General features: G+C 70.7%; 9 protein-coding genes. 8 read left to right on the top strand and 1 reads right to left on the bottom strand.

From position 1 onward, the window contains the following. Positions 1-202: 202 nt before the first annotated feature. The 3 genes from ABZS40_RS29075 to ABZS40_RS29065 all read left to right on the top strand — a co-directional run bounded on the left by ABZS40_RS29075 (position 203) and on the right by ABZS40_RS29065 (position 3,045). Entirely contained in the window at positions 203-397 is a 195-nt protein-coding gene (locus ABZS40_RS29075) for a helix-turn-helix transcriptional regulator (RefSeq protein WP_354946715.1), read from the top strand. Positions 398-494: 97 nt separating this feature from the next. After that, a complete protein-coding gene (locus ABZS40_RS29070; protein ID WP_354946707.1) occupies positions 495-1,766 on the top strand; it encodes a CehA/McbA family metallohydrolase in 1,272 nt (423 codons plus the stop codon). 193 nt (positions 1,767-1,959) lie between these two features. Then, positions 1,960-3,045, top strand: coding sequence for a branched-chain amino acid aminotransferase (locus ABZS40_RS29065; RefSeq protein ID WP_354946705.1), 1,086 nt, complete (start codon positions 1,960-1,962; stop codon positions 3,043-3,045). Positions 3,046-3,086: 41 nt separating this feature from the next. Here ABZS40_RS29065 and ABZS40_RS29060 read toward each other — a convergent pair whose 3' ends face one another. After that, entirely contained in the window at positions 3,087-4,316 is a 1,230-nt protein-coding gene (locus tag ABZS40_RS29060; protein ID WP_354946703.1) for a helix-turn-helix domain-containing protein, read from the bottom strand. A 254-nt stretch (positions 4,317-4,570) separates the two neighbouring features. On the opposite strand from ABZS40_RS29060, the gene ABZS40_RS29055 reads away from it, so the two are divergent. The 5 genes from ABZS40_RS29055 to ABZS40_RS29035 all read left to right on the top strand — a co-directional run bounded on the left by ABZS40_RS29055 (position 4,571) and on the right by ABZS40_RS29035 (position 10,829). Next, the gene (locus tag ABZS40_RS29055) at positions 4,571-5,488 is read left to right on the top strand and encodes a dihydrodipicolinate synthase family protein (RefSeq protein ID WP_354946701.1); all 918 of its coding nucleotides are present in this window, start codon (positions 4,571-4,573) and stop codon (positions 5,486-5,488) included. 218 nt (positions 5,489-5,706) lie between these two features. Further along, on the top strand, positions 5,707-7,710 hold the full coding sequence (locus tag ABZS40_RS29050) for a M6 family metalloprotease domain-containing protein (protein WP_354946699.1): 2,004 nt from the start codon (positions 5,707-5,709) through the stop codon (positions 7,708-7,710). An 85-nt stretch (positions 7,711-7,795) separates the two neighbouring features. Next, the gene (locus ABZS40_RS29045) at positions 7,796-8,230 is read left to right on the top strand and encodes a hypothetical protein (RefSeq protein ID WP_354946697.1); all 435 of its coding nucleotides are present in this window, start codon (positions 7,796-7,798) and stop codon (positions 8,228-8,230) included. Continuing rightward, positions 8,227-8,805, top strand: a complete 579-nt coding sequence (locus ABZS40_RS29040) for a redoxin domain-containing protein (protein ID WP_354946695.1) — start codon at positions 8,227-8,229, stop codon at positions 8,803-8,805. Before ABZS40_RS29045 ends, ABZS40_RS29040 begins: the two co-directional genes overlap by 4 nt. A gap of 128 nt (positions 8,806-8,933) precedes the next feature. Next, entirely contained in the window at positions 8,934-10,829 is a 1,896-nt protein-coding gene (locus ABZS40_RS29035; protein ID WP_354946693.1) for a CocE/NonD family hydrolase, read from the top strand. Positions 10,830-10,981 lie beyond the last annotated feature (152 nt).

Below are 10,981 nucleotides of genomic sequence, written 5' to 3'. Positions count from 1 at the left end.
TCCGGGCGGGGCCGCGCGGCCCCCCCCCCCCACGGCCGGTCGTCGCGTCAGTTGGTCGCCTTGGCGGCGGCCTCGATCTGGTTGGTGACCGCGCCCGCGTCCGTGACCATGGACAGGTGGGGGGCGTTGATCTCGGTGGTGTGCGCCTTGGCCCGCTTGGACATGGCGATGGCCGGCCAACCACCTCGCCCAGAGCTGCTGCCTGACGACCCAGGAGCGAGACATCGCGAGGCGGGTCTCGAACGGCGCTTCCAACCGCGAGGTGGCGGCACAGCTGTTCATCAGTCCGAGCACTGTGGACTATCACCTACGCAAGATCTTCCGCAAGCTCGGCATCACCTCGCGCAGAGAGCTGGCCAGACGAGACGCACGTGCCGCGCCCGACCTGGTCCGGTGACCAACCCTCACCTAGCAACACCACGCGTACCGCAGTGTTCGCCTGACCGACGACTCGGCGTGACGTCTCGGCCAGATCTATCGACATCCATATACCTATGACTGGACGACACCCGCACCACTGCCATCACGACCACGGGCCCGACGACAACGTGCCGTACGGCCAGGTTGAGATCCCCGCAGGCTTCGGCCGGCGGGCGCTGCTGGCCGGTGCCGGCGGAACACTGATGCTGGCCGCGCTACCGACCGCCGCCAGGGCGGCCAACACGACGATGGCCGGCGCCCCGACCGCGGCGGTCGGCGCCGGCCGGTCGTCCCGGATCACCCAGGGCACGATGCTGGTCCACACCGACATGCACAACCACACGGTCATGTCCGACGGTGACGGCAGCGCCGAGGCCGCGTTCGCCTCGATGCGCGAGGCCGGTCTGGACGTCGCCGCGTTGACCGATCACGCCACCCTCTTCGCCATTGACGGGCTCAGTTCGTCCGAGTGGCGGACCACCGGTGACCTGGCCAACGCGGCCAACGACCCGGGCCAGTTCACAGCGATCCGCGGGTTCGAGTGGTCGCATCCGTTGCAGGGGCACATCAACGTCTGGAACACCTCCGACTTCGCCGACCTGTTGCGGGCCGGCAGCCCCGGCAGCCTGTACAACTGGCTCGCCGGCCGACCCGGGGGCCTGGCGAGCTTCAATCACCCCGGCCGGGAGGCGGGCCGGTTCAACAACTTCTCCTTCAACGCCTCGGCCCGCGATCAGCTCGTGGGGCTGGAGATGTTCAACCGGACCGACGACTTCCTCTTCGAGGGCTGGTCGTCGGGTGCGACGTCACCGCTGGTGGCCTGCCTGAACGCCGGTTGGCGGCCGGCTCTGACCGGCGTCACCGACGAGCACGGCACCAGTTGGGGTTTCCACGAGGGTAAGGGCCGCAGCGGCCTGTGGGTCGCCGAGAACACCCGCGCCGCGGTGTTCGAGGCGATGGCCGCCCGCCGTTCCTTCGCCACGCGCGTCTCGGGCCTTCGAGTGGACGCCACCGCCAACGGCGTACGCATGGGTGGCGTGCTGAACGTGACCTCCGGAGACGTCCGGTTCCTGCTGGATCTGGACCGCGGTTCGGCCTGGGACGGCAAGCCCCTGCGGATCCAGGTTCTCCGTCCCGGCACCTCGGCGCCGACCGTCGTCGACGTCATCGACACCGTCAACGGTCAGGTCACCGACTTCACAGTGCCACTCAACGTCACCGACGGCGACTGGGTGGTGCTCCGGATCTCCGACCCGTCCCTACCCAACGGAACCCCCGGCCCAGCCGGCCACCCGTGTAACGACTTCGCGGTGGCCTACACCAGCCCCTGGTGGCTCCGACCCTGACCGTCGAGGTCTCGGTCCCGGCACTGCCGGCCAGCCGCAGCCGGCTGCGCCGGCCGTTCCGGGTCGCCGCAGTCTGTCTACGACCGGCGACAATACGGTCGGTATTCTGCACCGGTCATCCGACAACCTTCCCCTGCGTGTTCGTTCTCGGTGACCTGAGCGCCCAGGGATGCGGCCATGAGAGGACCCGGCGATGAGCCTGTCGTTCCCGTTGCACCAGAATCCGAGCCCGGCGAGCGCGCAGCGGCGAGCCGAGATCATGGCGAATCCGGGGTTCGGCACGTACTTCACCGACCACATGGCACGGGCGGTGTGGAGGCCGGACGGCGGCTGGCAGGACTCCGAGATCATCCCCTTCGGTCCGATCCTCATGCACCCGGCGGCGGCCGTACTGCACTACGCCCAGGAGATCTTTGAGGGGATGAAGGCGTACCGGCACCGCGACGGCTCGATCTGGTCGTTCCGGCCGCAGGCCAACGCCGAGCGCTTCGCCCGGTCCGCCCGGCGGCTGGCACTACCCGAACTGCCGGTGCCGGACTTCATGGCCTCGGTCGAGGGGCTGGTCCGTGCCGATCAGGTGTGGGTGCCGGACGAGGACGAATACAGCGTCTACCTGCGGCCGTTCATGTTCGCGTCCGAGCCGTTCCTGGGTGTCCGCCCGGCGAAGGAGATCACCTACATGGTGATCTCCTGCCCGGTCGGCGCGTACTTCTCCGGTGGTGTCAAGCCGGTCTCCATCTGGCTCTCCACCGAGTACACCCGGGCGGCGCGGGGCGGCACGGGCGAGGCGAAGTGCGGCGGCAACTACGCCTCCAGCCTGGCGCCGATGGTCGAGGCCGCCGAGCACGGCTGTGAGCAGGTCTGTTTCCTGGACGCCGCCGAGGGCCGCTACGTGGAGGAGCTCGGCGGCATGAACGTCTACTTCATCACGGCCGACGGCCGGATCATCACCCCGGAGCTCGGCACGATCCTCGAGGGCGTCACCCGGGGGTCGATCCTCATCCTCGCCAAGGATCTCGGCCTGGAGGTCGTGGAGCGCCCGGTGGAGATCCGGGAATGGCAGGAGGGCGTGGCCTCCGGCGCGATCACCGAGGTCTTCGCGTGTGGCACCGGCGCGGTGGTCACGCCGGTCGGGCGCCTGGTCTGGGAGGGCGGCGAGGTGACGGCCCCGAAGGCCGGCGCCGAGGACTCGGTGACCATGCGGCTGCGCCGCCACCTGCTCGACATCCAGTACGGCCGGGCCGCCGACCCGTACGGTTGGATGACCCGCCTCGTGTGACGAGGACCGTGCGAGACCGTCCCACGGCCGGGCCGGTGGCGTCACGGCGTGCGGTAATGGCCGCTGAGCCGGCCGAGCTTCATGGCCAGGTGCAGGCACAGCCGTTCGTTGCCGTCCTTGAGGTCGGTCCCGGCGAGCTGTTCCACCCGTTGCAGGCGGTAGTAGAGGGTGGTCCGGTGGAGTCGGAGCCTCTCGGCGGTCGCGTGCGCGTTGCCCGCCAGGTCGAGGTAGGCCTCCAGGGTCTCCAGCAGCACCTGGTGGGCGTCGTCGCGCAGCAGCCGCTCCAGCCCGGGATGGACACCCGCGACGTCGAGGTGCTGGCTGTCCAGTTGGGAGAGCACCCGGTAGATGCCCAGGCCGGCCCAGGAGACCACCCCACCCAGCGCGGGCAGTTGCGTGCCGACCCGGGCGGCCTGAGCGGCCTCCTGGTAGGACTCCACCGCGCAGGACAGCCCGGGGCGAGACTGGCCGATCCCGGTCACCGTCCGGTCCACCGAGGCCAGGCCGCGGGTCGCGGTGCCCAGCGCGTCGTTGAGGTGCCCGGCAGAGGCTTCCGGCGAGGGTCGGCCGGCGACGCGGTCGCCGCAGACCAGCAGCACCCCGTGGTCGTGCCAGACCAGGTGCAGCGTCTCCCGCACGCCGATCCACCGGCGGGTGGTGACCAGGGCCTGTTCCAGGGCGATCCGGGCCACCTCGTCGGGCTGCCTCCCGGCGGCCGGCACGAGCTGGGCGACGAGCGCGACGGTCGACCCGTCGGCGACCACCACGCCCTCCTCCAGTAGCGCCCGCGCCGCGTGCTCGCGCGCCTGCCGGCTCTCCACCAGCAGGGTGCGGGTGGCCTCGGTCTCCCGCTGTGAGGCGAGCTCACCGAGCAGGTTCTCCCGGTACAGGGCCAACGACAGGTCGGTGAAGGGGCCGGTCGCGGTGGCGATGTCCGCGTCGGTCATCGAACCGTCCGCGTCGATGAACCAGACGAACCCGAGCAGCAGGTCGTCGTGCCGGATCGGCACGCAGACCCTCGCCAGCAGGTCCAGCTCGGCGCACGCGGGAGTGCGGATCGGCGCGTGCGCCGTGAGCACGCCCTTGTCTCGGAACCAGGCGATCACCTCCGGCGTCGTCTGCCGGCGCAGGATCGACGTCCGGCGGACGTCGTCCATCGGGCCGTCGTGCTCGCTGTAGGCGACCACCCGCTGTCGCCGGTCCTCGATGAGGGCGGGTCGCCCCACCCGGGCGGCGACGGCGTCGACGATTCGCTGGAGCTCACCGTGCATGTAACTCCCATGGTTGCGCTGGTGACAGGGATCGCGCGACCGCCAGTCCTTACCCTCCGGTGCCGGTGGGCCATCGCGCAAGGTCCACTGTCGAAGTCACGACAAAAAGACGGGCGGCGTCGCGACGGTTCCGGCATCTGTCCGAAGACCGGGGGCGACAGACGTTCCTAGGGTTCCGGTACGGACCGCACCAGCGCGGCCGTGCACGGTGCGGGTGGGTTGACGAGCGGCGCCGGTGGGGAGGGGACTGCCGAGTGGGAGTTGGTAGGCCCTGGCGGGGCGTGCTGGTCGCCATCACCACGCCGTTTCGCGCCGACCTGTCGGTCGACTTCGACAAGCTCCAGGAACACGTCCGTTGGCTCGCCGCCGAGGGGTGCCACGGGGTCGCGCCGTGCGCGTCGATGGGGGAGTACCGGGCCCTCTCCGACGATGAGCGGGCCGCCGTGGTGAGGGCGACGGTGCAGGCCGCGCCGTCCGGCTGCGCGGTGGTGCCCGGCGTCGGCGGCTACGGCAGCAGGCAGGCCCGCCGCTGGGCGGAGCAGGCCGCCGAAGCCGGCGCCCACGGCGTGCTCGCGCGGCCACCCGACGGGCCCGCCGCCCGCACCGCCGACGTCGTCGCCCACTTCCGGGAGGTGGCGGCGGTCGGCCTGCCGGTGGTCGCCCACAACGACCCGTACGACACCCGGTTGGACCTCACGCCGGACCTGCTGGCGACCGTCGCCGAGATCGACGGGATCGTCGCGGTCAAGGAGGTCACCGGCGACGTACGCAGGTTGCATCGCCTGCGGGACCTCTGCCCGCACATCGACGTGCTGGTCGGCGCCGACGACGTGGTGCTCGAACTGGTGCTGTGCGGCGCCACCGGATGGGTCGCCACACTGCCCAACGTGCTGCCCCGCCAGGCCGTGCGCCTGTACGAGCTGTGCGTCGCCCGCGACCTGGGCCGAGCGCTGCCGCTCTACGCCGAGCTGCACCCGATCCTCGGCTGGGCCTCCCGCCCGGAAGCCGTGCAGGCCGTCAAGCTCGCGATGGATTGCGCCGGACGGTTCGGAGGGCGGTGCCGCCCACCGCGCGGGCCCCTGTCCGGGGCTGCCGCGGACCTGGTGCGCCGCGACGTGCTGCGGGCCCTCGCGGCAACGGCCGATCCGGCTTGCGGGGCCGGCCCTGGCTGATCCCCGGCGGGCGCCGGTCATTCAGGTGTCGGAAGTCGCCGGCCCACCTGCCGACATCTGCACAGTGACCGGCACCGGCCCGTACTCCTAGATTCGCTGCGCGGCCTGCTGACAGGTGTTCCGCGACACCCCCACCGGGACGCCAGCGCCGCGTTCCTCCGACGAGAGGTGGTTCCGTGCACCGTGCTACCCCCCACCGAACACGGCTGAGGCGGGCCGTGCTGGCCGCAGCCGTGGCGACCACGCTCGTGGCGACCGGGGCGGCGCAGGCCGCCGCGGCCCCGGCCAACCCGGCCGGCGGCACCGCGCCGTTCCAGGTCCTCGACCCGCAGGCCTGGCAGAACCCGGACACGATGACCTGGAACGACTACAAGGCAGTGCCCGGCAAGAACTGGGCCGACCCGAGCGTGTCCGGCTCGGTCCGCAACTTCAAGATCGCCCTGGTGGCGCTCGACTATCCTGACGAGACGTTCGCGGTCTCCCAGCGGGCCCGTTCGACGGTCTTCGGCAACCCCCAGTCCGTCGCGACCAACATTCCCCGGACGGACGTGCCGAAGTTCTACCAGGACTTCCTGAACACCCCGAACACCGTCAACAAGGGCCACACCCTGCACGAGTACTGGATGCAGGACTCCAACGGCCGCTACGGGGTCGACCTCACCGGGTTCGGGCCGTACCAGGTGCCGGCCAAGTCCTACCAGTACGGGCTGGACAACGGGTTCAACCCGGGCGCCTGCCCGAGCGGGGACGTGTGCGGCAAGAACATCCGCACCGACGGCCTGGGCGCCTGGCGGGCGGCCGTCGGCGAGGAGGTCGCCAACCAGTACGAGCTGGTGTTCATCCTCAGCGCCGGCCAGGACGAGTCGTCGACCTGGCAGGAGTTCGGGCAGATGATCTTCCAGAACAAGGAGGACGTGCCGGACGCCTGGGGCCCGCCGGACCCCAACCTGCCGAACTGGGCGAAGACCCGCTACGTGGACTGGACCTCGTGGAAGGCGGCGGCGACACTGTGGCCGAATGCCGGCGGCGGCTCCTCGACGCAGGGGGAGAGCTCCGGCATGGGCGTCTACGCCCACGAGTTGACCCATCTGCTGGGCATCGGCGACAACTACAACAACCCGTACGGCGAGCCGCTGCGCAGGGCGTACACCGGGATCTGGAGCATGATGTCGCGCGGGTCGTTCAACGGCCCGGGCGGTCCGCACACCCGCTGGCAGATCCCGCCGACCAACGGCGGCTCGATGGGCTCGCTGCACACGGTGCGGGACAAGCTCAAGATCGGCCTGCTCGGTGAGGAGCACGTGCTGCGGCTGTCGCGGGAGTCACTGGCCTCATCGGGCCTGGTGGTCGCGCAGGTCACGGCCCGGGCGGTCGACGCCGGCCAGAAGGGCCTGAGCGGCGTGAACATCGCGCTGAACAAGGACCTGTCGCCGACGTGCGGTGTCACCACCGACCCGTTGTGCGACGGCGGCAACTTCAACAACTACACGGTCGAGGTCGTCGACCGGATGGGCGCGGACTCCTTCACCCCGGACAGCGGCGTGCTGGTCAGCAAGACGAAGAACGCCGACAGCGCGCCGTTCCAGTGGGTGGTGGACGCCAACCCGCAGAACATCGACATGATCGACTTCTACCGGCCCGACGGCACCCCGCAGAAGATCACCATGGGTGACTATCGGCAGCTCTCCGACGCGCTGTTCCACGCCGGTGCGGACACCGGCAGCCAGTACGAGTACGTCGACGAGGCCAACCGGCTGCACTTCTACATCATCGACCTCAAGCGGGACTCGGCCGGCTCGCTCTCCTACACCGTGGCGGTGCGTTCGCTCGACGGCACCGGCGGGCCGAGCAGTCACGGCGTGCTGCTGGGCAAGGGCGAGGTGAGCGGCGGCGGCAAGCTGACCAACCGCGGGGTGACCTGCTCGTTCGAGCTGACCAACACCGGTTCGTACTCGGCCGGCGGGCAGCAGCACCCGGAGAACGTCAGCGCGTACCTGAAGTCGGACGTCTACCGCCTGTCGGCGGAGGTGGCCGGCAAGGGCTGGCGGACCTGGCTGCCCAACCAGCTCGCCACCGCGCAGTTCGGCAAGGCCACCACGGTCAAGGTGTCGGTGGGTGCCACCGCCGCCGCCGCGGACACCGGTTTCGTGAAGCTCACCGCGACCTCGGAGAGCGACCCGACGAAGACGGTGACCAAGCAGTGCCGGGTCGAGAAGTCCTGACCGACGCCCGAGGTTGACCCCGTTCCTGCCGGGTCCGCGGTGGCAGGCCGCCACGGACCCGGCAGGCGGACGGAAGGAGGATGACGTGCGGCGAGGCTTCACGACTCTGCTGCCCCTGTTGCTGGCCGGCGCGACCGGCTGCGGCGCCGTCGGAGCCGCCCGGGAGGCGGTCGATCCGATGACCGTCCGGGTCCTGGTTCGCGACATCAACATCCGGGCCGCGGGCGTGGACTGCGCCGGCACCGGTCCCTACCAGCACTTCCACAACCGGGCGCCGTTCCGCGTGCTCGACCCGGACGGGACGGCGCTGGCCAGCGGGCAGTTGCCTCCGGGGACCGCGGTGGTCGCCTTCGCCGAGGATCTGGGGGTCGAACGTCTGCCCACCTACTGCGAGTTCGCCGTCGGAGTGCGCGTGCCGCAACGGACCCTCTACCGATTGGAGGTCGACGGCCGCCCGGCGCTCGACCTGACGCCGGACAGCAGCGAGGGCCCGGCGCTGGTGGCGGTGGTCCCGTCATGAGGCGGGCACTCCTGCCGCTGCTGCTCGCGGCGGCGCTGCTGGGCGGATGCAGCACGCCCGAGCCCGCGCCCGCGCCGGCACCCGCCGGAGGGGCGGCGGCGCTGCCCGGGCCGGTCCCCGCCGACCTTGCGTTGCGCCCGGCGCCCGCCACCGCCCCGGCCGCCCCGGCGTTCACCGGCACGTTGACCGACGGCACACCGTTCGCCGCCGCCGAGCTGTGGGCGCAGCGTCCCGTCGTGCTCACCTTCTTCAGCTCCTGGTGCACGACCTGCGCCAGCAGCCAGGCCGCCCTCGGTGACCTTGCCCGCGCCTACCGCGACCGGGTGGTCTTCGTCGGCGTGGCCGGCGCGGACCAGGCCGACGAGGTCCAGGACTACCTCCGCGCTCACCGGGTCGAGTACCCGGTCGTCCTGGACGACCAGCAGACGATCTGGCGGTCGTACGCGGTGCGGGAGCCGCCGGCCGTCGTGCTGGTGGCCAAGGGTGGCGCCCTGCTCCGCGGCTGGCCGGGTGGGCTGGACGCCCCGACACTCGAGCGGCGGCTGCGGGAACTGGTGTTGGCCGACCAGCCGTAGTCCCCGTCGCCCAGGCCCTCGGTGCGGCCCGCGTCGAACCACACCCGGTGAAGTTCCTACACGTGCAGGTGGTGGCGCAGGCCACCGGCTCGTAGCGTACGCAGCCTCGGACACATCAAGGAGACTGCATGCCTACAGTGGGAACGCGCTGGCGCACAGGCGTGGCCGTACTGTCCGCGACTGTGCTCGCCGCCCTCGGCGCGGCGCCACAGGCGCTGGCAGCGGACAACCCGCCGTCGATCGTCGTCCAGGACGGCGTCACCCAGCCGGTGTTCGGCTACGCCGACGCCATCCGGGAACGCCTGTTCATCGACTCCACCTTCGACAGCGACAACGACGGTCTGCGCGACATCATCGCGTTCGACCTGATGCGGCCGGCGGCCACCGCTGAGGGGCTCAAGGCCCCCGTGGTGATGGACGCCAGCCCCTACTACTCGACGGTCTGTCGAGGCAACGAGTCCGAATGCAAGGCGGACCTCGACGGCGACGGGCTGCTCGACAAGTGGCCGCTGTTCTACGACAACTACTTCGTGCCGCGCGGCTACGCGGTCATCCTGCTGGACATGGTCGGCACCAACAACTCCACCGGCTGCCCGACCACCAACGCCAACCAGGACAACCTCAGCGCCAAGCAGGCCATCAACTGGCTCAACGGCCGGGCCACCGCCCGCAACGCCGCCGGCGAGGTCGTCAAGGCCGACTGGCACAACGGCAGGACGGGGATGATCGGCAAGTCGTACGACGGCTCGCTGGCCATGGCCACGGCGGTGACCGGCGTGAAGGGCCTGACCACTGTCGTGCCCATCAGCGGACCGACCGAGTACTACGACTACGTGCGTAGCAACGGCGTGGTCACCCGTGGCAACAGCTATGTGTCCTCGCTGGCCAACACGGTCACCAACCCGGAGCGCCGGGAGTACTGCAAGCCGGTGCGCGACGCGATAGGCGCCGCCGACGGCGACGAGCACGGCGACTACACGGCCTTCTGGAACGAGCGCAGCTACGTCAAGAAGGTCCCCAACGTCACCGCCAGCGTGCTGCTCTACCACGGCCTCAACGACGACAACGTCCGCCCGGACCACTTCAGCAAGTTCTGGTACGCCCTGGCGGAGAACAACGTGCCGCGCAAGCTGTGGCTGTCGCAGGAGGGCCACGTCGACCCGTTCGACTCGCGCCGGTCGGTGTGGGTCTCGACGCTGCACCGGTGGTTCGACTTCTGGCTGCAGAACGTCGCCAACGGCATCATGGATGAGCCGCGGGTGGACCTGGAACGATCCGCCGACGTATGGGAGACCCACGCCGACTGGCCGATCCCCGGCACGGCCGACACTGAGGTGTTCCTCCAGCCCGGCACCACCGGCGCGGGCGGTCTCGGGCTGGTGCCCACAGCGAAGCCGGCGACCGGCGCGTTCCAGGACAGCCGCACGCAGAGCCAGAACACCATGATCCTCAACCCGGACGTGGTGCAGCCCAACCGGCTGGCCTTCCTCTCCGCGCCACTCACCGCGCCTCTGCACATCTCCGGCACACCCACAGTGCACCTGCGGGCCGCCGCCGACCAGACCGACACCAACCTCGGGGCGATCCTGGTCGACTACGGCACCGACGAGCGGGTCGCGCACCGGGCCTCCGGCGAGGGGATCATCACCCTGACCACGGAGGACTGCTGGGGCCAGAGCAGCCCGACCGACGACGGCTGCTACAAGCAGACGACGAAGCGGGTGGCGACGGCCGACTACGAGCTGGTCACCAAGGGCATCATGGACGCCCAGAACCGGCAGTCGATCCGCGTCGCCGTGCCGCTGGTGCAGGGGGAGTCGTACAACTTCAGCTTCCCGCTGCTGCCCGAGGACTATGTCTTCAAGCCCGGCCACCGGATCGGCGTGATCATCGTGGCCAGCTACCCGCAGTACTCCAGCCAGGCGGACACCAGCGCCGCGAACCTCCAGGTCGCGCTGAAGAGCAGCAACATCGTCCTACCTGTCATCGGCGGCACCGCCGCCGCGCACGCCGCCGGCCTCTGACGGGCTGATCGGCGGGGCCGCCCTGCGCGGCTCGTCACCGGGGCGGCCCGGCGATCAACCCTCCGCGGAGGGCCGACGATCGCCGGGCCGTTCGGTCGTCACTGGAGGACTCCTGATGAGGGCGGCGGTAAGTGCCGGTCGTTCTCGGCCGG

It is taken from the genome of Micromonospora sp. NPDC005324 (assembly GCF_040607155.1).
GTDB lineage: Bacteria > Actinomycetota > Actinomycetes > Mycobacteriales > Micromonosporaceae > Micromonospora > Micromonospora trifolii.
Note: the sequence above shows the minus strand (reverse complement) of the source record. Positions and strands in the feature narration are given on the sequence as shown.

Coding starts and splice junctions, on each gene's coding strand:
- ABZS40_RS29070 (WP_354946707.1), top strand. CDS start 495: ATGACTGGACGACACCCGCACCACTGCCATCACGACCACGGGCCCGAC.
- ABZS40_RS29060 (WP_354946703.1), bottom strand. CDS start 4,316: ATGCACGGTGAGCTCCAGCGAATCGTCGACGCCGTCGCCGCCCGGGTG.
- ABZS40_RS29065 (WP_354946705.1), top strand. CDS start 1,960: ATGAGCCTGTCGTTCCCGTTGCACCAGAATCCGAGCCCGGCGAGCGCG.
- ABZS40_RS29035 (WP_354946693.1), top strand. CDS start 8,934: ATGCCTACAGTGGGAACGCGCTGGCGCACAGGCGTGGCCGTACTGTCC.
- ABZS40_RS29040 (WP_354946695.1), top strand. CDS start 8,227: ATGAGGCGGGCACTCCTGCCGCTGCTGCTCGCGGCGGCGCTGCTGGGC.